A 19,955-nucleotide genomic window follows, 5' to 3' on the forward strand; every position below is an offset into this window, starting at 1 on the left:
TCTTATAATTTAGAGGTTCTGTATCTATAGTAATCTATAAGACTGATTTTTTTTACTGAAAAATTAGTTGTTAATTTAGATATTTCAGTTACAATAGGCTCATCAGTGTTCCAGAAGACATAATAACAACCATCTAATTTATAGTATTTATAATTTATTATTACTTCAGAAACAAGATTGTCAATGCCGACAATAAGAACATTTTGCTTTTGAAATTCTGATAGTAGTTCTACTGGATTTTTAGGCTCCTCTAATAATCTACCTTCGTGTAACAGGCATACTTTAGTGGATTTTTTCATGGCATCTTCCCAGTTATGAGTAGAGTAAAAAATTGTTTTTTTATTTGAGTTAACAATTCCCCAAAAGGTGTCAATAGTAGTAGGATCTAAATTACTGAAAGGTTCATCCCAAATTAGTAGTTCGGGATTATTAATGATTGAAATTAACAGTCCAAGTTTTTGTCTTTCACCTTGCGATAATTGATAAATAAAAGAGTTTTCAATTTTATCTATGCCGAGTCGTTTATAGTATTCTTTTTCAACCTCTTTATAATCAAGCCTATAAATAGCTGTAAAATATCGTATTTGCTCAAATACTCTTAAGTAAGGGAATAATGGTAAACAACCATATAAAACACCAGTTCTATTTTTGGGAAATACTGACGTACGATCAAAAAATATATTACCATCTGTTGGATTAATATCTTGTGTCATTATGTCAATTAGAGTCGATTTACCAGCCCCATTACTTCCAAGCAATGCTATTTTTTCACCTCTACCAATAGTGAAGCTAATTTTGTCCAATATTTTTTTTTCATTTCTAAAATAAGAGACATTTTGCAAAGTGATAAGATTGTCCATACTTATTTCTTTTTTCCAATTACTATAACATTGTTTACCGACTCATATACGCCATCTATTTCTAGCAATTCATTTATCATGTCATCTATATAAGCTCCAATCCAACAAGAACCCAAACCAATAGATTCGAGAAGAAGAGTTATAGTCTGTCCAACAATACCCGATTCTTGTATTAAAAAACGATAAGCTCTATCTCCATATTTTATAGCAACTCTTTCAAAAATTCCTGTAGAAAAAATGACTGCGGACGCCGTAGAGATATTTACATATGGTTCACATTGCATATTTTCTCGTAAATAATCTAGAAAGTTTCCTTCTTTTATTAACTCTAATGTATTAGTATCTGATCGGTAATGATATATACCAGAACTAATGTGACCATTCAAAATAACAATATATAACTCTAAAGGGTACAAACCTCCTGCTGACGGAACATTGCGAAGCCCCCAATTTCCATCGGCTTCGAATGAATCTGCAATTTTAAATGTTTTGGTCACTCCATAAGAATTATATAGTATATACGCTATTTCATTCAATGAAATCTTATAATTCTCGTTATATTGTCTAAGTGATCTGCGAAGAGCCAAAATTTCATGGAGAGCAACTTGAGGTGCCATTTTGTATAAATTCAAATCTATAGAAATATTGGCAGGGTAAATTTTATATGGTTGTGCAGCTCTAGCGATAATATAAGGACTATTAAATGCTTCTATTCGTTCACCATTTTTTCTTAATTTATATTTGTTAAACTTTGAATTTTCGTGATACAACATGGCTAAAGATTCCTCAATATTTTTTTTGCCAAATATTGTAACATCTAACTTTGAGAGTTTTTTCTGTAATTTATCGTCCATGGAATCATTTTTTATGTTATTACGTTGTATATTTTTATGGAAAAGGATGTGGATAATGATTTAGATTTTCAAATCCGTTACAAGTATATCCGAATTGCTTAGGAACAGTGTACAATCTTTGACTCCCCAAAAAATACCACGAATATGAACCTCCCATTTGTATTAATTGAGGTATATATATTTTTATACTATAATACCCAAATTGTCTTATATCAGGAGTCGTTATATCTTTAAATAGCACATTGTATCCTTTTGTTTTAAATACTCTTAAACATCTTAAGATTTGCTCCACATCGCTTAATTCTTGCTTCTGATGAAAATCGATATGTTTACTGGGTACAATGTTTCTCCAATCATCAAAAACATGCCACAAATCATGGCGTTTTAGATAGAAAGCTGAATGATCTTCAAAATTTTTAATTTTAGAGAAATCATTTGTGGGTATCCAATTCTCTTCTTTCTTTTTACCTAAAACATATCTGAAATATGGTGCTGTTTGTCCGATTTCTAATATTACTTTTTTTAGAGCTTCACCAATAGTAGCCCGTGTTGATGATCCGACAGCTACAAAACTACCATAATCAGCTTCGCCAAAGCATATACCAAATACAGTTGGAATCTCTAAATCATATGTAATATCAAAAAAATGCCATTCACATTTTGCAGTAAATCTCTCATTTATATATTGTTGTATATCTTCTGATATGATAATTTTAGGAGCAGCAATCTTTTGCATCCAAGTTAACACAAATGAATCTCGTTCAATACATTCAAATATCGCATTCAAAATAGCTTTATGATAATTAATGTGTGCAGCAAGACCTGTAGAGGTGTTGTATGTTATCCATTTGTTATCTTTAGTAAACGGGAGGAAAATCAATTGTGCAGGAACATATGTTATTTTTCTATTATTTACCAAATCTACAGTCGGAACCCAAGAAATTTTCAAATCTGGAGTAAGTTTTGTGATTTTTTGATTGTTATTTGAATCAAATTGTTTATCATGGAATAAAGCAATCTGATTTGGATGTATTGCCTCTTTTTCTATAGATAATTCATTATATGAAGCAAATACCAATTCTTTACTGTCATAAAAAGTCGGTGCATATCTTTCTGCAGATTCCCCAATTGTAGAAAACAAACATCCTTCCTGATCATAACCACATCCAGAACTACGCCCTTCGAATTTTTCAGGCCCTAAATACACTGTATTACATGGCCAAATACCATACCCAAGGATTTTAGGATCTTGTGCGCAACTTGGAGATGAAACCAAATGGTACAAAATTCCTAATTCTGTTGATACAGCATTAAGACTTTTATTTATAAAAGAATAGTTCATATAGTTTCTATTTTAAAGTTATTTTATCCAACCACGGTGAGGGATTGTATTTAATATTCGGTTTACATACTTCACACAATGGTTTCTTTAATAACATATGAATTGTAGACTCATAGTTATATAAATTAAATGTTACAATGCTTTGCCATGTTATTGGCAATGCCCAACCTTCAATAAATTTTACCACTTCATAAATAGCAAAATTAGCAATTAATGAATATATGATACCGTCATGGTGCAACTCATTGGATATAGACGGACGTTTTAAGCCCCTTAAATAATTTTCATAAGATGTTAAATATTGAGGATGTGCATGATTGCTTTTGATTCTTGATATCAAACAATTATAACATCCGGTTTCTTTCCCATAAAACAATGGTCCGATCTCAATATTAGATTCATTTACACCAGAAATATATAGCCATGGCTTATTTTGTTTGACAGCAGTATCATTAATTATTTCCAAATGAAAAGGAGACCATTGATTTGCATCAACAATAACAAAATCATGTTCATTAAAAACTTGAAGAATCTTTTCTTCGAAATTTTTTATGGTATACTCAACCACAGAAATTGTTTTGAATTTCTCGGTTTCGCAAACTGATTTTAGAGCTTTAGTGAGGCTTCCAACGCCTATAATTGCCAAAGAAATATCTCCTATACTTCTAAACTCAGAAAGATCCTCTCCTGTGCATGTATGTATATCATCAGGGATAAGTCCAGCTTCTCTAAGATTATTTAAGACACTCAAAACCTTATCTTCTTCAAAAGTTCCAAGTAAATTCTTTCTTATTTTCTGCAAATTGAATCTTTTATCTTGAGAAGACAATTCTACTATTCGTAAAAATATCGCCTCTGATATTTCTTCATCAAAAACAATTGCATAGGTTGATGTTTTGGATCTGATTTGATAACAGCCATTATCTTCATCTTTAAATATATCATAATTAGCTAGCATATATATCTTTTTTATTAGGTGCGCAGAATTCTGCGCACCTATGTTAATAAACTTCAATAATTCTACTGGGTATTTACACAACTTTGAAGTTATGTATACGACTACAGATTATAAGCTAGAAATTGTCGCGCGTTCTGCAACTATGACAGTGGTAGTGGAACTTTCATCCCCACCGCAATTGCAATTACAGCAACAGCAACAGCAACAACCGGCTGCCGATGCAACCATTGCATTCTTTCCAAATCTCTGATTGGATAAATTGATAATTTTCATAACTATATTCTTAATAAGATTGATAAAATAGGAATTCAATTGTCACGTGAATCTTAACGTCTTAATATTCTGAACACAAATATTAAGACAATACGACAATTGCCGAAAGAACAATCTTAATAAGCATATATCTTTTCGATAGATATGCTTGGTGGAAGGTTGAATTTAGTAAAGTATCCATATTCTTTTTATTTAGTTAATATGATACATCAAACAGCCTTGGCGCCAATGACTACTTCAGTGCTTCAAATATACGGAGAATATTTTTCATATGCAAATTTTTCAGAAAAAAAATATATCCACTCTTGTTTTTTATATAATTTTTCATTACTGTCCCATTAAAATTTAAAAGAGTTCTTTGAAATATTTGAAATTTAGTTAGTTATAGCGATTTTCCGAGCGAACGGACTTGAATTTGTAACCTTGCATCAGATTAATCCGATGGCATATGTTCCAAGACAAATACGTTTTCGCTCAATTGGCTTCATTTCTGAATCGAAGTAAGTTTAACCGCATAGTCACCAAGTATGATGGCGACAAAGATGTGAAGCACTTCACCTGCTGGGATCAACTACTTGCTTTGATGTTTGGTCAACTTTCTAATCGTGAAAGTCTGCGAGATTTGATAGTTGCTCTTGAAGCTCATCATTCTAAATGTTATCATTTAGGAATGGGTAAAAATGTATCAAAGTCATCGCTGGCAAGAGCAAATCAAGATAGAGACTATCACATCTTTGAAGAATATGCTTACTGCCTGGTTAGCGAAGCACGATAAAAGTGTGCTAATCATATTTTTAAACTTAGCGGTAACGTTTATGCTTTCGATTCGACAACTATTGACCTGTGCCTTTCAGTCTTTTGGTGGGCGAAATTCCGCAAAAAGAAAGGTGGTATCAAAGTGCATACATTATATGATGTGGAAACACAGATTCCTGCATTCTTTCATATCACGGAAGCATCCGTACACGATTCTAAAGTCATGATTGAAATTCCTTATGAACCAAACTCTTATTACATCTTTGACCGCGGTTATAACAACTTCAAAATGCTGTATAAAATTCATCAAATTGAAGCCTACTTTGTTGTCAGAGCAAAAAAGAATCTCGGATACAAATCCATCCAATGGAAATGTAGGCTACCTAAAAATGCGCTTTCAGACGCGAGTGTACTTCTGACAGGATTCTATCCTAAACAATATTACCCAGAGCCACTTAGACTGGTTAAATATTGGGATGAAGAACAAGAACGAGAATTTACATTCATAACCAATGCTACGCATATATCTGCGCTTCAAGTTGCTGAACTTTATAAAAATCGCTGGCAGGTAGAGCTTTTGTTTTCTGTGTAATGTTTACGGAAATTTTATAATAAAGAATATATAAATTAAGGTATGAAATTAATATTACAGGCCCAAATCACCAAAGATGGCTACATTGCCCGCAAGGACGGTTTGCGAGACTGGTACCTGAAACCGGAGTTGTTTGGTGTAAGCAACTTTTTGGGCAATGCCTCGGCCATGCTTTATTACGAGGACGGTAAATGTGTCATCGTAACTGGACAAGAAGAAATAAGTGTAGAGCCCTCCTTGCTAAAAGAGCAACTGTCGTCTATGGCAACGCTGTCCGGGTACATTGCTTTGGAAGCGTCTCCACAATCAGCCCCCATCCTGAGAACATTGATGGCAGCACATTGCATTTCGGAAATCCGGTTGATACATGTTCCTGTCAAGTTGCGTAAAGGAGGTATCAGGTTCCCGGTGTCCGAGTTCAAATCCCACTGGAAACGGATAAGCATTGAACCATCGGACAGGGAACCCTGCGTATTGTTTTCCACTTATCGCGAAAAAACAAACCTACCTTTATAAAAGAAAACGTCGTCACCGGAAAGAGAGGGACGGCGTTTTTATATTCTTCTCCTTATCGTATCATCGGCAATCCTTGTCGGTGTGATTTTCCCATGCAAAGGTGCAGCGTCCGTTCGGACGTCAAATACCGCTGCGCTAATTGTTTTCATGGATTGGACGGCAGCCTTCCGCAAATCGGAGATTGACTTTCAGTCCCCCGTACCGCTATACGCTTCGGGTTGGGTATTCCGTTCAATTCCTGACCATTTATTTGCCTTTCCCGTCCCGTTTCCGTTGCTGGACCTGCATTGTAAAATTCCCGACAAGAAGCCGAAAAGGCTTTGAGAAAAGGGAAAGTAAAAACAAGTTCAACAGTTAAAATTCAAAATTATGCCGAATTGGTGTTCAACTGCGTATGTGATAGAGGGCGACGCAAAAGAAGTGAAGAGCCTCTATGAGTTGATGAAAAGACTACAGGAACGGAAAGAGCCGTCCGTCAAAAACGGATTTGGAACGACATGGCTCGGCTGCCTCGTGGACGCTTTGGGCGGCGATTGGAACGAGGTGTGGTGTCGGGGCGAATGGGATACTCCACAATTCGACGGAGAGGTGTTGAGACTCTCGACTATGACCGCATGGTCGCCTTGCAACGAGACATTCGATTTTGTCTGCAAGAAATTCCCCTCTCTCTACTATTTTTATCAATCGGAAGAGCCGGGTATGGTTGAATACTGGACAAACGACCATGAAGGCAAATACTTTCCTGACAAGTATATCGCCGATGTATGCACGGATGACGGGGAATACCTCACTGAATACTTTGCCGATATGTCGGGGCTGTTCGAGTGGCTGGAGGACCTTGCAGAGCGGCCTGTCAAATCGCAGCAGGAAGTCGAAGCTCTCGTTGAAGAATGGAAAAAGGAAAACGAGGATGCCTTTGTCAATATCAACGAGTATCGGATAACGGATTAAGTTCAAACACGACCGCTTATGAGTGACGCCCCCGAATCTGTCATGCAGGTTCGGGGGATTTTGTTTCCTGCCGTAAAGAGGTCGCGAATCCTTTTTTAACCGCAGGCTGTTTTTCCTCCCTCTTTTAGCTTCCCGTTCCAGTTCTTACCATATCGCATCATCGGCTATCCTTGCCGGTGCGATTTTATCATGTAAAGGTATAGCGTGCTGTCCGGTCTTCAAGTACCGCTGTGCTAACGGCCTTCGGAGGTTAACGGCAGCCTTCCCAAATCAAAGATTGACTTTCCGTCCCCCGTCTTTTGCCGGGCAGGGGCAGACGGGATATCGCTGCTCCTGCCTCGTCCTCCGGGGTGGGTATTCCGTTAAGTCTCCCGGCTGTTTACTTGTCTTACCCGTCCCTTACCGCTATTGGTCCTGCATGTAAAATCCCTCCCTGACAAGAAGCCGAAAAGGCTCGATGAAAGGGAAAGTAAAAAAATAACCTATTAAATTTCAAAGTTATGCACAGCAAGATTTTTCAGATTACCCAGACACGGGTGGAGAAGGACAACTACCTGAACGAGGACACGCTCATGCAAGGGGACAACAGTCATTTTGACTATTGTGCCGAAATTGACGACGAGGAACGAAAGGAGTATATCGGCTATCTGGTAAACCATGTCCTCCCCAAAGGGATGTTTGAATTGACTTCCGAAGATACTATCCTTTACAAAGGTGGAACGGAAAAATGGAAAGAAGAGTTTGTTTCCGAAATCCGCAAGAGAGCGGAAGCCATTACCCCTGATAAGATGCAGGATTGGATTGGCCCCGTTTACCAACTCGAAAAATTCCTGAAAGACCCGCTGGATACCGGCTACTGGTTCTATACGGACGCAGAGGGCGTACAATCGTATGCTGAACAATCCTATGAGTTCCTGCGGGAAATCTTCGCTCTTGAACCGGGTACGACACTTTACATCGGAGGGGTCATCGACTATCACTTCTGATACTGCCGGACAAGCATCGGGAAGCCGCCCGCCGCATAAGCGAGCAGCGGAAAGTGGGAAGAATATTTGTAAAGTCAGTAATAAGACTATATCGGCATAACTAATAATGACAGTTACGGTTACAGGCTAATTGATTGTAATAAATAGCCTATTAAAATTCAAGAAAGCAAATTGATAGGCTTTCTTGAATTTCGTGTTAGCGTAATCAATCAGAAAACGACATTAAAATGGTACGTTTTTTAGAAAAACAGAAAAGAATAATCCGCCTATAGTGATTTAATATTATCTCTATATTGCCTAAATGCTTTTTTGTTTATATTTTTTATTGCTAAATCCAATTCATTGAGAAGTCGAACTTTGTCATTAGGTATCATTCCAATGAACGGAACGGTGTTTGATACCGTATTTCCTAACAAGGTGGTCTCTATTCGGAGCCTTGAAATGAAAGTCCATAGTTCCAATAGTCTTTCGTGCTCAGTAGCTTCTACAAAATTGCCACGCTGTACTTCTTCATATAATTCTGTTTCAGGGAAAACAGTCAGCGATACGAAGTTTATGGTAAAAGGGTGTAACTGGTTGAATACATTGGCTGTATTGATAGCATTCCGTTCTCCTTTGCTATTTCCGGCAAGTCCTGTTAGATACACGAGATTATATTCGATATTTGCTTCTTCCAGTTTCTTGCATTGCTCAATAATATCATTCGCCGTATATCCCTTGTTCATTGTTGCCAATGTATCATCATCACCCGATTCCGTTCCAATACTGATACTATCAAAGCCTAAATGACGCAGATTTTTCAATTCCTCTACTGTTTTCGGCTTAATGTCCGAAATACGGGCAAACATACCGATGCTTTCACAATGACGAAGATATTTCCTAATCAAAAGACCTAAATCCAACAGCTTGTTATAACTTAACACAAATGGGTTGGCTCCTGTTAAAAACACACGCCGGGCTTTGGGTTGATAACTTTGTATCACTTTCAAATCTTCTTCGACTTCCGTAACAGGAGATAGACGAAACTTTGTTCCGTGATATAAACTACAAAATTTGCACTTGTTGTGAGTGCATCCGGCAGTTACCTGTAAGAGTTGAGAATTTGCCTCGTATGGTGGTCGCCACACTTGTCCCGTAAAATGTAATAGTTCCATATATTTATAAATTAAGCACTTGGAATTAATTATTTTCCGTATTTTTGTAGTGCGAAGTTAGGATGCTCTTTTTTTTAAAAAAAGAACTGTACTATCTGTCAGCTACTTACGTTTGAGTTAGTTTTTCTCAATATCAATATATTTAAGGACGAAAAAAATGCGAAAAAAGTTAGATTACGAATATTGTTCTGCATCTCCCATACTGGAATGGTTGGGAGACAAATGGGCTTTGGTCGTCTTATTGAAATTACACGAGAAAAGAGTAATACGTTTCAGTGAACTATATAAAACAATCCCCTCTATATCGGAAAAAATGCTATCTACAGTTCTGCATTCATTGGTAATGGACGGATTGGTAAATAGAAAAATATACCCTTCAGTTCCACCGAAAGTGGAATATTATATATCTGAATTTGGAGAGACTTTAATTCCTCATTTAGAGTGCTTGAAGCAATGGGGGCAGGAGAATTTTGAAACGATAATGGAAAATAGACATAAGAATACAAGTTCGCATGGTTGATTGACAATCTGCAATGGAGAAAAATGTGGGGCGGACTTCTGATGAAGTCGCCCCACATTCCTTTTTTTGCACAATTGTCAGCGGCGCATACCCCCGCCGTAATCCTCCTCTTGTACCTCTTCGGCACGGTATTCCTCCATTTCGTTCAGCCGTTCATTCACCCTTTGCAGGTTGTCGTCCAGCGTGGCGTCGTGGTCGTAAGGAAAACTGTGCTGTGCGATGATGCCAGCATTGGTGGCCGGCCCGACATCGAACGAGTCGGTTTCCCTGTTGTACCCGATATACAGGACTTCACCGCCCGGAAGCTCGAACGCGGGGATTTTCAGCCTCGACACGGCAGCAAACTGCTCCGCCGCCATATCCCGCGCCACTGCTTTAACATCGTCGCTGGCACGGCCGATGCCGTAGCGCCTGATGTGGTCGCATACTTCCTGTTCCGTGTACTTCAGCATGACCTCGTAGGTTCCACCGACACTCCCGTTATATACTACAGCGAAATCCTTATCCTCGATAAGGAGGTCATCGCCACGGCTCCGGAGTGGAGAGGAGTATGTCTGTTGCTCGTCCATGCCGTTGCCGTCGTAATACTCCTTGGCAAGCGTCAGCAGTCCCTTATAGTCGCCCTTGTCCTTGAGTTCGTCAAGCTGTCTCGTGTCATCGGCGAACTGGAGGTAAGCCACCGAGGCGTAGAAAATCTTCTCTGTAGCAGATACCTTGTTCTCCTGTTGCTCCTGCTCAGAGACATCCTGTTTCAAATCCAGCGCAACCTTATCCACCTTTTGGGTAATCAGTGAAGCCGCCCTTTTCACGTCAAGAAGCGTTGTCTTGATAAATTGCGGCGATTCCTTCAATTCATCGAGCCACTCTTTGAGATAGGCACAACTGTCCTCCTTGATATATTTCGTCATGCCGTAGCGTTGTGCGACCAGCGCACTGCCGAGTTCGGCCACCAGTTCCTCCTTTGCATATTCTGGAGAGCCGAAAGCCGTAGGTTTGAAGCGGTCGAGTACGCTCTCTGCTCCGGTTGAATGCGTCATCTCATGGAAAAGTGTCCCGTAGAACGCCTCTCCGTCCTTGAACTGCTCCTTCTCGGGCACGACGATTTCATTCTTCGAGATTGAGTAGTAGGCTTGGTCCTGGTGCATCGGCTTGATGGGGCAAATCCAGAGGTTGTCCTTTATCATCATGTCCACAGGTGCGAAGCTGAACTGCTCGCCGTTCCCGATTTTAGGATGTCCGTTCTCCTGTTCCAGCTTTTCCCACATCTCCGGACGGGCTTCTTTCAGGTTGGTTTGCGCCACATTGAATACCCTGAATACCTGCATTTTCGGATAGACGTTATACTCTTCTTTCTCTTTGTCGGAGAGTTTCTTGTAGTCATCGTACTTGATTTTCTCCTTCGTCTCCTTGTGTATGCAGGTAAACGTCGTCAGCATGACCGGGAACGACTTCTCTCCGCGCAGCACCGACACACGGGGCAGCTCCTGTCCGTCCTTGCCGGGCTTGTTGAGCCGTTGCACGCAGTCGAACGTGCAGAAGCGTGGAATTGTATAGCCCTCCTTCTCGCAATGCAGGAGCAACATAAAGGCGTTCATGCCGTTGTACTCACGTCCGGAGAGGTTACGGGGCCATTGCAGTGCGCCTTCGGTGAACCACGGCTTCCTCCAGTCACCCCGGATGCTCTCGATTTTCTCAATCATCATTTCCGCAAAAAGGTCCAGTGCCTTATCCTCGCTGCTCGGTCCGTCGTTTTTCGGTTTTCTGTAACCAGCCATGACCGTTACTGATTGGAGTTATCCTGTGAAGCGACATATTGCGTGAGTTCCTCCACGCGGCAGGAAATGTCCGGTTTCCCGTTATGCAGCGAGACAGCCATCTCGCCCTTGACGTCCACCTTGATACCCGGCTGCATCCACTCCTCGCACGCTCCGTTGAAGCAGAAGAAACGTACCCACTGGTATTCGAAGCCGTCATCTACCTTCTCCGTGCTGAACGCTGAGAACACCGTGTAAGGTTTGTCGTTCTTATCCTTTCGCTGCTCGATGTTCTTGCCCACCTTGCCCCGGAAGGCCATCTCGCCCTTGAGGGAATCCGCGTCGTCCGCCGAAGCCGTGCCGATTCGGTCCGCGAAGAGGTTGAAATAGAGTTTGTCGCCCCGACGTTTCAGGTACATCGTACCCGTAACCGCTGCACGCGAGCCGTTTCGGTAGTCGGCGGCTTCCTCCTCGTTGCCGTCTTTGCTTACACTGATTTCGACCGTACCGTTCTGGCCGTCCTTACCTTGGATTGCGACACGGAGCGGGAAAGACAGAAACATCTTATCATCCTTGCCTGTGCGTGTCGAAGCGTCACGGCCGATAACGCCGCACACCGTTACATTACATTTAATCATAATTCCTTTGTCTTTTAGTGATACATATGCCACTTCGGACAATGTGAGGTCTGTTGAAGTTGAATACGCTGAAAAAACACGTCCTAATCGGGAGCGCGTATCTTGATATAGATAATCCATGCCGCAATCAGCACCTGCACGCCCACGATGACAAGTGTCGCCACCAGCCCGAACAACCGGTAGCAGCCCAGAACGTGCAGTCCGAGAACGGATATCCCGAACAGACACCGGCATAGCTCTATCATCACGCATCTTATCATATCGCCATGCCTTTACCGTTTCAGATTTTCAGTTTGTCCTTGTTGCTCGGACATTCCCTGCTCGAAGTTCCTCGAAGCCGTTTCCGAGAGGATGACGGTGTTCAGCAGACCGGCCACACGCAGCCGCTTGGCTTCTTCGGAGAGGGTTCCGTTGTTCAGGGTGGCCGACAGGCGGCTCAACTCGGCAGAGGTCAGTTCATGTGACACTTCGACGCTTCCGTTGTCCGCTCGCAGCATGGCCTTGCCGTTTTCCCCGATTACGAGTTCGCAGGCTTTCATGCCCGTTACCAGCGATTTCAGGTCAATTCTTCGGCTGTCCATAGCCGCCGATATGGCCGCCCTTTGCTCTTCCTCGTTCTTGCTGTCAATCTGTGCCGCCAGCAACATCAGGGAAGTGAAGGCGGTCATCGCCATCTCCACTATCGGGTCGTTGCACCCCGACATTCCCACGCCGCTGTCCTCTGAGGAGAGCAGCTTCTTCATCCATGCGTCGGGAGAAAGGGGCTGGCTTTCCTTGACACTTTCCGCATCCCTGTATTTGGCGAGCAGGTCGTTCCCGTTGTGCAGTGCCTGTTGCTTGATGTTGCCCTTCTGCGCTATCTCGGCCAGGTATGCCGTCGGATCAATATCCCGCTGCGTACCGTCCGCGTGAATCTGCCTGACACCGAAATGCAGATGCTCCCCGGTCGTCCGTGTTCCCGTATTTCCCGAGGTGCCGAGCCGTTGGCCCGCCTGCACCGTGTCGCCGGCCTTCACGGCGATATCGCCGAGGTGCATGTAGGTACACTGCACCTTGCTGCCGTCCTGACGGGCATACTCCACCGTGACGGACTTGCCGCCGGGTGTGTTGCCCTTGCCATTGACGGCGACGACCTTGCCGCCTTTCTCGGTGGCCAGTACCACGTCTCCCTTGCACCGGATGTCTATCCCCGTGTGCATCCGTTTCGTCCCGTCTATCGGGTCCTGACGCATCCCGAACGGAGAGGTGACGAACAGAAACTCCTCCCGTTCGACCGGAAACGAATACTCCTTCGCGTTTTCCGATTCCCGGAGCGGGTTCTCTTCCACGCCGAACTGCTTTCCCTGCGCCTCCATCTCCCGCACAACTTGACGGTCGTACTCCTGCAGCCCGTTCCGTTCGATAATCTGTTGCAGGCTGGCGGCATAGCGTCCGCCTGTAGCATAACCCGCTTGTTCAAGCCCCTGCGTCCATCCCTTGTAGTCGTCCGGAGCGAGCATGAAACAGCGGGCATAACGGCCATTTTCTTTCAGGAAACGGGAGTGATGCTCGTATGACTCGCTCACGCTGTCGTAACTGCAGAACTTCTCGTTCGGCTTGTCATCGGTATATAACCCGTAACGGCCACCTTCCGCTATCCACTCCGGCGTGGCCTTGATTCCGAAATGGTTGTTCTCGGTCAGTGCCAGACGGCTTTGGCCGTTGCTGCTCTCCAAAATTCCCTGCGCCAGCGTCACGGATGCGGGAATGCCGTACCGGCGCATCTGTTCCATCGCATACTCCGCATATTGCGCTGCATATTCTTGATTTTTGCTCATTTATCTTACTTCTTATCTATGAATACCTTTGTGAACCTCTTCTTCGGCCTCGTTCTTCTCACTGACTGCCCGTTCCTCCTTCACTGGTAAATCGCTGATAACGATACGTTCGCCTGCCATGACGAGTGCTGACAGATTTTTGTCCACCAGTTCCTTCGCAAATTCAACGGAAGCCGTAAAACCCTTTTCAGAAGCAGGTTTCTCCAACGGAAGCGCCAATATCTCCGCGCCCCTTACCGCATCCTCGTTGTACAGCCGGTAAACAGTCCCGGCCCGAATCAACTGCAAGGCATCGGGATGTTTCTCCTTGAGTTCGTTCCATTGCTTCCGCTGTGTGGAGACAGCTTCCGCATGCCTTTCCGTTACCTCCCTGTTTTGCTGTTTGGCAGCCTCCTTCTCCTGTTTCTCGCCGGTGTTCTCTTCCAGCGTCTGTCCCTTACGCAACACGTCGGCAAAGAGTGTGGCCGCCAGATGCCGCTTGTATTCCGTTTTGTCCTCGGCCGCCATCATGCGTTGCCTCTGCTGCGGGGTAACGCTCCTGGGCTGCATCTTCTGTCCGTCGATGGTCGCTACGCATTGGGTATCACCCTGCTTGGTCTTGTACACGGACACCCGCTGGATGCGGTTCAGGTCGATGTCCCGCGCTTCGGTACTGAACAGGTCCACTTTCAGGTCAGGTTGCACTTCTGCCAACGTGTAGTATTTATGCGCCAGCTCCATGCGGACCTTTTCGATGTTATCCATAGACTGCTTAAGGGTGGAGAAGAACCGGTTCACATCCTCCTTGTCCGGATAGACGCTGTAGCCTTCTTTGTTCTCGGGCTTGATGTAGAGCGCCCAACGCCTTTTGTCGTCCGGAATCATCTCTGCACGGGTTATGTTCACATCGTTCGCCCGTCTGACCGCAGAGGTTACGTCCAGTGTGGAGAGCGTCTCCATCGCCCAGTTCTTCAACCGGGCCAGTGTCACCTGCTTCTCGGCGAAATAGCTGTCATCAGGCCGGTATCCCAAAACACCATCAGGATTAAAGAAGCGCACACTCTCGATACCCTCTCTACGCAAGACCCTTCCGATACGGGCCTTGTTCATGCCCGGTATCTCGTTGTCCACCTCCGGCGATGCGCCGGCAGGGAGTATCACGTCCGCCGATTTCTTGGTGGGGTCAATGACGATAACAATGGTTTTATTCTCCTTGTTAGGATGCTGCCTGATTTCGTCGGCCACGAAATAATGCTTGGGCAGTTGCTCCTTCATGTCCGAGGTCTGGCGTCGGTTGCGCAACGTGGCGTACTCGATTTTCTCACCTTTCTCTGCCTTGCGGATCACTTCAAGGGCGTTGTTTACATCACTTTCCAGCGCGTCAATCAGGCAAGGATTCTCTTTGAGTTCCCGGTTCCAGTAGTCCACCAGTTTCAGGCTTTCGTCGGACAGACGGGCCGGCAGTCCCAGTTCCAGCATCTTGATTCCCGAAGCGACTTCCACGACCAGACGCTCCTGCTTGAGTGCATCTTCCGAAGGAGCCATGCCGTTCTTCATCACCATACCTTCACGGGCGAGGCGCTGCTGGTGTCCCGTGGCACTCACAATCTGCCGCAGGGCTTCCTGCACGTAGTCATTGTAATGTTCGAAATCCCGCTGGCGCGGCATATAGACAGCATCCTTGTCCGTTTCGTAGTGTGGCATCCCGCAGCCGTCCGAGCGCACAGGCACGAGATTATCCCGCATCTTCAATAGGAAACTGTTGAAACGGCCATGCAACCGTCGTTCGTCGGCTTCCGAGTAACCTCTTTCCACGGCACTCCCGTCTTTCAGCAACACCGAGTCGTAAGCCGCTTCGTCCACATAGGGAAATGTTGTCTGGTCGATGTTGAAGAGCGTGCGGATTTCTCGGTTATGTACGCCCTTGTACTGTTTCCGTACCTCTTCGTCCAGCTTCAGATAAGCCTCCCGGCTGATAATATCCTCCGGATTGTTGCGGTGGACGTACTTGTTCCAGTTGTAGAACAGGAACGGCACGCCCTGCTCTTGTTCGCGTACCGCCGTGCCTCGTGCCTTGGCATCGCTGTAAAGGGTGAACAGGTTCGTCTTGCACCCGTTCCTGTCAGAATGAAGGGCCATGAACAACCCGTTGAAAGGACTTACGGCGACACCACGCGGATAAAATTTCGGGTAGCCTTTACCCGTGGCGTTTAACCAGTGCCCTCCGGCGTTTGATGCCTCGTTCAGAGCCGTGGAGAGCAAGGTGACCTGCTTCTCCTGGGCGTTCTTTTCTATTTGCGACTTCTCTTTCATATTCGTATATCTTTTTCATTGACAGCACTATTGGATGCCTCGTGTCCGAACAACGGTTTCCGTCTCCCCATTGTCGTAGTTCTGTGAGGCAATCTGGCGGAGCCGGTCGCTTTGGGCGAGTATGGCGTTGGCCAGCGTATTCAGCGGCAGTGCCCCGGCACGGTAGGCATCCGCCACCGTAGGGCTGAGCTGTACGGTACAAGGTACCCGGTCTATCGTAGCGATCAGCGTGTTGCCCTGCAGCACCGGATTCACGATGCGCGGGTTCAGCGGTTCGTCCGTGTAATGCTTGTACTGCACGTTCCCGCCGTCAGTGCTCCGGTTCGGTTGTTCCCGTCCCAGCATCTCGTGTCCCGCCTTGTTCAAGAGGTTCGCGCCGCCCATACCGATAAGCAGCATTTTCAGTATCGGGTTCTTGATGAATACCCCCGCCACGATACTCGCTATCGGCAGCAGGTTATCCTTTATCCCCAGTGATTGCGTCTTTCCCGTGAGCACACCCAGCAGAATGTCGGGCAGCATGGCCAGTATATAGCCGAGGTTGCCCGTGATATCACCGAGACCTTCCAGCCCCAGGGAGCGCACCAGAGTGTCCCATCCGTTCTCGTTGGTCTGTCCGGCCTGCATCTCCTGTACCGTCTGTTCTTCCCGTGCCTCTTCATCGGTCGAGACGGTTTGCTCCTGCACTTCTTCTTCCACTTTTTCCACCTTTTCCCTCTGTTCGCCTTCCGTGCGTGCCTGTCCGGTCGCCGTAACCTTATGCCTTGCCATACCCTGCAAGTAGGCTTCCTCCTGTCCGGGAGCGATGACAAGCGGCACACCCTTGTACCTTTCTGCTTGTTTCCGTTCCTCTTCGCTCTCCCTGTTGTTCCCGTACCACATCGGTACCTCTTTCTTTCCCGTTTTCCACCAGTCCATATAATTAAAACTCATTACCGGAATTTTCTTTTGCAACTGTCCGTTGGCTTCGGCTACAAGTGTATTCTCTTTGGATAGCATTGCGGCGGCTTCCTTGCGGAACCCCTCGAACACGTTACCGTTGCTGCCGAACACCCCCTTGCTGATACATTGCTCCACCGAAAGGTCCTCCGGTTCTTTGGATGCGAAATGGTCGGTGACGGCCGAGATAGCTACATCCGCACCGACGAACCGGGCGAACGTCGCCCATGAACCCACGCCGCCCATCATAAGGCTATCTGCTGAAGCCCCCAATACTTTGGCCGTTCCTTTCTCCAACCTGCTTGGTCGGTAGGCAGCCTCGCCGCGTCTCTCTATCTCTTCGGCCAGCGGCGAACGGCTCAATGTCTGCGATAGTCCCAGCAGGCTCGATTCTGCCGCTTTGCGGATAATGTAGTCGGCTGACGACTTGGGCATCCGTTCCTTGACCAGTTTGTCAATCATCAGTTGCTCCACCCGGTAGTCCACGTAAGCGTAGGCGATATCACAACCCAGCTCCCCGGACAGCGCGTCGTAACGCTCCCTGCCGATTTCCCCGACAACGGCGTTGCGCCACTCGCCGGCCACGTAGGCGAGGTCATGCTGTATCTCTTTCGATGCAAGAATCTTACTCTTGCACATTTCAATGTAGTCCTCGGTTGTCTTGGAGTTCCATTCGCCCGTTACCTTGAGTGTCTGGTAAGGGTCTGACAACGGTTGGACCGATGACGCCATCATGCTCAGGATGCCGCCCAGGGACGTGGAGTATTCCTTCATCTCTTCGCCCTGCTTGCGGGTCAGGTAGGATTGCGTCTCTCTCATGACGGGCGCGAGATTGCTATGGAAATAGTCGCCCATGAGTGCCTCTATCTCCGCGAATCGTTTGCTCTGCTTTATTCCGTCCATATAAAATATGTATGTCTATATCATGTTTATCTGTTTCAGGAGTTGTTCTTTCGTCTGCTCGATGGCGTTGTGGTACACCTCCATCTGCCGAGGAAAGAACTCTTCGAGCCACGCGTCCTTCTCGATACGGTCGTGAATGAAGCGTATGGCCTGTTCCCGTTCGATTTCCACCGATGCTTCCCCTTCCTCCCGGTTGTTGAACCACGCCTTCGTCCACCAGCGGATTCCGGCACGGTCGGGATAGACGGAGACGATTCTCGGTATGTCAAAACTCTGGATGTCGATGTCCAGCTCCGCCAGCGGGTCGATGACACCGCCGTAGGCTACTGGTTCGTCATGAAGTTTTTTTTTACGCCGCCTCCGCCCGTTGTGGAGAGGTACACCTCGTGCCGCAGGGCAAGGTAGTTCAGGAAATCCGCTATCAGCAGGTTCTGTACCTTGCAGGCCAGCGGCATGGCCTTTTGCCCCAGCCCGAGGGGATTGGCGATGCTCGGCATCTGCTCATAGAAATACTCCTTCACCGCACCCATCGTAAAGATATGGCGCAGTGACTGCTCCGTGTGTTCTGGCAGGCGGTACGCCCCATGCTGCAAGTCCTCCATGTAGTGCGGCAGGAAGCGTAGCATCAGCTCCTCGATTTCCTGCCTGTCTTTCTCATAATCGGTCGCCGGCCCCGGTTCCGGCCCGTAGAAGCCGGACGCTCCGTCCCCGACGGCCTCCTGTAGCGCACGGATATTTCCGTATAGCATAGTCAGAAATTCGATAGGGTTCAGTTCCTCGCCCTTGAAGCGGACTTCGATATGCAGCCGCTCACCGCTCAAAGCTACCGTCTGCCCGGCCTTGACACGCTGCCCGAACTGAGCATAGACATTCGACAGATGTCCGTATGTCATTTCGTATTCACCGTAGCGTATCGTCTGGCAGATGCCATGCACAGGGTCGTTGCCGACACCCGATACGATACCGCCGGCCACTGCCGACAAAATGTGGCACCGTACATTGAAATCAATGCCGTGATGAAAGAATTTCTCGCCCGTTTCCGGGTGCGTCTGTTCGCCGTAGCCGAGCGACAGCTCCACGTCTTTTCCCTGCGGCTCCTCGAACGGCATACAGTAGCCGCTATCGGAATGCAGGATCATTTCTTCTGTATATTTCATTGTTTTGTATTATTTTGTCCTTCTATCTTCTCATTCCGCCGCCCTGGGTCTGCTCCTCCGGAGAGAGTGCCGGTGCCTGTGCCCTCGATACACTCTCCTGTGGTGCCGTGCGGAGAACACCCGCGTTGTTGCCGACGAGCAGCATTCCCAGGAACAACCCGGCAATCTTGCCCAGCCAACCGCGTTGTCCGAACACGAGGAACGCTGCGGCGACCAGCCCCGCGATACTCAACCCCGACACGTTGCCACGGCCAAGGTTGCTGAAGAATCCGCCGAGCATATTCAGAAGACCGCCCCCGGAGGTTGCCTGCATAAAATTCGACACACCGTTCAACTGTGAACCGGCACCTCTTACCGCACTGCCTATCGCCGAAACGGTCTCACCGGTCTTCTCCTTCAATTCCCGTGTGTCATCGACCGTACCCGCAAGGACGTTTGTGGCGGGTTTGCCGACCACGGCCTCGCTGACGATACGTGCGACACTTGCGTCCGTGGTCAGCTTTTTCCAGCCCACATAACCGAATGCACCGCCGACGGTTGCCGTCTTGACGGCTTGCCCGGCTCCGCGAAGTGTCTGCGAGGGATGCAGTACCGCATTGCCCATGCTCTTGCCGGTAGCCGTCGTAGCCTGTCTGGCACCTCTCATGGCCTTGCCGCCATATTTCAATATCGTATTCCAAAATCCCATATATC

Annotated in this window: 21 protein-coding genes; 7 read left to right on the top strand and 14 right to left on the bottom strand. The window is 46.2% G+C overall.

The window, feature by feature from the left end:
* Positions 1-2: 2 nt before the first annotated feature.
* From NSB03_RS06720 to NSB03_RS06735, 4 genes are read right to left on the bottom strand one after another with little or no spacing between them, the layout of a single operon-like run.
* Positions 3-860, bottom strand: a complete 858-nt coding sequence (locus NSB03_RS06720; protein WP_128824258.1) for an ABC transporter ATP-binding protein — start codon at positions 858-860, stop codon at positions 3-5.
* Positions 861-862: 2 nt separating this feature from the next.
* Complete coding sequence (locus NSB03_RS06725) at positions 863-1,714, bottom strand: SagB/ThcOx family dehydrogenase (RefSeq protein WP_128824257.1); 852 nt, start codon at positions 1,712-1,714, stop codon at positions 863-865.
* Between the two features lie 34 nt (positions 1,715-1,748).
* Positions 1,749-3,056, bottom strand: coding sequence for a YcaO-like family protein (locus NSB03_RS06730; RefSeq protein WP_172504298.1), 1,308 nt, complete (start codon positions 3,054-3,056; stop codon positions 1,749-1,751).
* 7 nt (positions 3,057-3,063) lie between these two features.
* On the bottom strand, positions 3,064-4,014 hold the full coding sequence (locus NSB03_RS06735; protein WP_128824254.1) for a TOMM precursor leader peptide-binding protein: 951 nt from the start codon (positions 4,012-4,014) through the stop codon (positions 3,064-3,066).
* A gap of 721 nt (positions 4,015-4,735) precedes the next feature.
* Here NSB03_RS06735 and NSB03_RS06740 point away from each other — a divergent pair.
* From NSB03_RS06740 to NSB03_RS06765, 6 genes are all read left to right on the top strand, one after another.
* Entirely contained in the window at positions 4,736-5,062 is a 327-nt protein-coding gene (locus tag NSB03_RS06740) for a DUF4372 domain-containing protein (protein WP_128824253.1), read from the top strand.
* Positions 5,063-5,128: 66 nt separating this feature from the next.
* Positions 5,129-5,635 carry an IS4 family transposase gene (locus NSB03_RS06745; protein ID WP_228099350.1) on the top strand — a complete coding sequence of 169 codons (507 nt, stop codon included), beginning with the start codon at positions 5,129-5,131 and terminating at the stop codon, positions 5,633-5,635.
* Positions 5,636-5,677: 42 nt separating this feature from the next.
* Positions 5,678-6,151 (top strand): dihydrofolate reductase family protein, encoded by a 474-nt coding sequence (locus tag NSB03_RS06750; RefSeq protein ID WP_024986574.1) that lies wholly within the window; start codon positions 5,678-5,680, stop codon positions 6,149-6,151.
* A 147-nt stretch (positions 6,152-6,298) separates the two neighbouring features.
* Entirely contained in the window at positions 6,299-6,475 is a 177-nt protein-coding gene (locus NSB03_RS06755; RefSeq protein ID WP_159102120.1) for a hypothetical protein, read from the top strand.
* 45 nt (positions 6,476-6,520) lie between these two features.
* A complete protein-coding gene (locus tag NSB03_RS06760) occupies positions 6,521-7,102 on the top strand; it encodes a hypothetical protein (protein ID WP_135036381.1) in 582 nt (193 codons plus the stop codon).
* A gap of 500 nt (positions 7,103-7,602) precedes the next feature.
* Positions 7,603-8,088 (top strand): hypothetical protein, encoded by a 486-nt coding sequence (locus tag NSB03_RS06765; RefSeq protein WP_024986573.1) that lies wholly within the window; start codon positions 7,603-7,605, stop codon positions 8,086-8,088.
* Between the two features lie 266 nt (positions 8,089-8,354).
* Here NSB03_RS06765 and NSB03_RS06770 read toward each other — a convergent pair whose 3' ends face one another.
* Positions 8,355-9,242, bottom strand: coding sequence for a radical SAM protein (locus NSB03_RS06770; RefSeq protein ID WP_257466292.1), 888 nt, complete (start codon positions 9,240-9,242; stop codon positions 8,355-8,357).
* A gap of 157 nt (positions 9,243-9,399) precedes the next feature.
* Here NSB03_RS06770 and NSB03_RS06775 point away from each other — a divergent pair, with 157 nt between their 5' ends.
* On the top strand, positions 9,400-9,762 hold the full coding sequence (locus NSB03_RS06775; RefSeq protein WP_024986572.1) for a winged helix-turn-helix transcriptional regulator: 363 nt from the start codon (positions 9,400-9,402) through the stop codon (positions 9,760-9,762).
* A 77-nt stretch (positions 9,763-9,839) separates the two neighbouring features.
* Here the strand turns inward: NSB03_RS06775 and NSB03_RS06780 are convergent, their stop codons facing one another.
* The 9 genes from NSB03_RS06780 to NSB03_RS06820 all read right to left on the bottom strand — a co-directional run bounded on the left by NSB03_RS06780 (position 9,840) and on the right by NSB03_RS06820 (position 19,950).
* The gene (locus NSB03_RS06780; protein WP_024986571.1) at positions 9,840-11,537 is read right to left on the bottom strand and encodes a zincin-like metallopeptidase domain-containing protein; all 1,698 of its coding nucleotides are present in this window, start codon (positions 11,535-11,537) and stop codon (positions 9,840-9,842) included.
* A 5-nt stretch (positions 11,538-11,542) separates the two neighbouring features.
* Entirely contained in the window at positions 11,543-12,154 is a 612-nt protein-coding gene (locus NSB03_RS06785) for a hypothetical protein (protein WP_024986570.1), read from the bottom strand.
* An 83-nt stretch (positions 12,155-12,237) separates the two neighbouring features.
* Positions 12,238-12,414, bottom strand: coding sequence for a hypothetical protein (locus tag NSB03_RS06790; RefSeq protein WP_167764620.1), 177 nt, complete (start codon positions 12,412-12,414; stop codon positions 12,238-12,240).
* Positions 12,415-12,426: 12 nt separating this feature from the next.
* Positions 12,427-13,971 carry a glucosaminidase domain-containing protein gene (locus tag NSB03_RS06795; protein WP_135036375.1) on the bottom strand — a complete coding sequence of 515 codons (1,545 nt, stop codon included), beginning with the start codon at positions 13,969-13,971 and terminating at the stop codon, positions 12,427-12,429.
* 12 nt (positions 13,972-13,983) lie between these two features.
* Positions 13,984-16,263, bottom strand: a complete 2,280-nt coding sequence (locus NSB03_RS06800) for a MutS N-terminal domain-containing protein (RefSeq protein ID WP_135036372.1) — start codon at positions 16,261-16,263, stop codon at positions 13,984-13,986.
* Positions 16,264-16,290: 27 nt separating this feature from the next.
* On the bottom strand, positions 16,291-18,105 hold the full coding sequence (locus NSB03_RS06805; protein WP_135036369.1) for a hypothetical protein: 1,815 nt from the start codon (positions 18,103-18,105) through the stop codon (positions 16,291-16,293).
* 15 nt (positions 18,106-18,120) lie between these two features.
* Complete coding sequence (locus NSB03_RS06810; RefSeq protein ID WP_007750065.1) at positions 18,121-18,405, bottom strand: hypothetical protein; 285 nt, start codon at positions 18,403-18,405, stop codon at positions 18,121-18,123.
* A gap of 23 nt (positions 18,406-18,428) precedes the next feature.
* A complete protein-coding gene (locus NSB03_RS06815) occupies positions 18,429-19,262 on the bottom strand; it encodes a M23 family metallopeptidase (RefSeq protein ID WP_024986569.1) in 834 nt (277 codons plus the stop codon).
* A 22-nt stretch (positions 19,263-19,284) separates the two neighbouring features.
* Positions 19,285-19,950 (bottom strand): hypothetical protein, encoded by a 666-nt coding sequence (locus NSB03_RS06820; protein ID WP_135036366.1) that lies wholly within the window; start codon positions 19,948-19,950, stop codon positions 19,285-19,287.
* Positions 19,951-19,955: the final 5 nt, after the last annotated feature.

The organism is Bacteroides acidifaciens (assembly GCF_024623065.1).
Classification (GTDB): domain Bacteria; phylum Bacteroidota; class Bacteroidia; order Bacteroidales; family Bacteroidaceae; genus Bacteroides; species Bacteroides acidifaciens.

Coding starts and splice junctions, on each gene's coding strand:
- NSB03_RS06720 (WP_128824258.1), bottom strand. CDS start 860: ATGGACAATCTTATCACTTTGCAAAATGTCTCTTATTTTAGAAATGAA.
- NSB03_RS06725 (WP_128824257.1), bottom strand. CDS start 1,714: ATGGACGATAAATTACAGAAAAAACTCTCAAAGTTAGATGTTACAATA.
- NSB03_RS06730 (WP_172504298.1), bottom strand. CDS start 3,056: ATGAACTATTCTTTTATAAATAAAAGTCTTAATGCTGTATCAACAGAA.
- NSB03_RS06735 (WP_128824254.1), bottom strand. CDS start 4,014: ATGCTAGCTAATTATGATATATTTAAAGATGAAGATAATGGCTGTTAT.
- NSB03_RS06740 (WP_128824253.1), top strand. CDS start 4,736: ATGTTCCAAGACAAATACGTTTTCGCTCAATTGGCTTCATTTCTGAAT.
- NSB03_RS06750 (WP_024986574.1), top strand. CDS start 5,678: ATGAAATTAATATTACAGGCCCAAATCACCAAAGATGGCTACATTGCC.
- NSB03_RS06755 (WP_159102120.1), top strand. CDS start 6,299: ATGGATTGGACGGCAGCCTTCCGCAAATCGGAGATTGACTTTCAGTCC.
- NSB03_RS06760 (WP_135036381.1), top strand. CDS start 6,521: ATGCCGAATTGGTGTTCAACTGCGTATGTGATAGAGGGCGACGCAAAA.
- NSB03_RS06765 (WP_024986573.1), top strand. CDS start 7,603: ATGCACAGCAAGATTTTTCAGATTACCCAGACACGGGTGGAGAAGGAC.
- NSB03_RS06770 (WP_257466292.1), bottom strand. CDS start 9,242: ATGGAACTATTACATTTTACGGGACAAGTGTGGCGACCACCATACGAG.
- NSB03_RS06775 (WP_024986572.1), top strand. CDS start 9,400: ATGCGAAAAAAGTTAGATTACGAATATTGTTCTGCATCTCCCATACTG.
- NSB03_RS06780 (WP_024986571.1), bottom strand. CDS start 11,537: ATGGCTGGTTACAGAAAACCGAAAAACGACGGACCGAGCAGCGAGGAT.
- NSB03_RS06785 (WP_024986570.1), bottom strand. CDS start 12,154: ATGATTAAATGTAATGTAACGGTGTGCGGCGTTATCGGCCGTGACGCT.
- NSB03_RS06790 (WP_167764620.1), bottom strand. CDS start 12,414: ATGATAAGATGCGTGATGATAGAGCTATGCCGGTGTCTGTTCGGGATA.
- NSB03_RS06795 (WP_135036375.1), bottom strand. CDS start 13,971: ATGAGCAAAAATCAAGAATATGCAGCGCAATATGCGGAGTATGCGATG.
- NSB03_RS06800 (WP_135036372.1), bottom strand. CDS start 16,263: ATGAAAGAGAAGTCGCAAATAGAAAAGAACGCCCAGGAGAAGCAGGTC.
- NSB03_RS06805 (WP_135036369.1), bottom strand. CDS start 18,105: ATGGACGGAATAAAGCAGAGCAAACGATTCGCGGAGATAGAGGCACTC.
- NSB03_RS06815 (WP_024986569.1), bottom strand. CDS start 19,262: ATGAAATATACAGAAGAAATGATCCTGCATTCCGATAGCGGCTACTGT.
- NSB03_RS06820 (WP_135036366.1), bottom strand. CDS start 19,950: ATGGGATTTTGGAATACGATATTGAAATATGGCGGCAAGGCCATGAGA.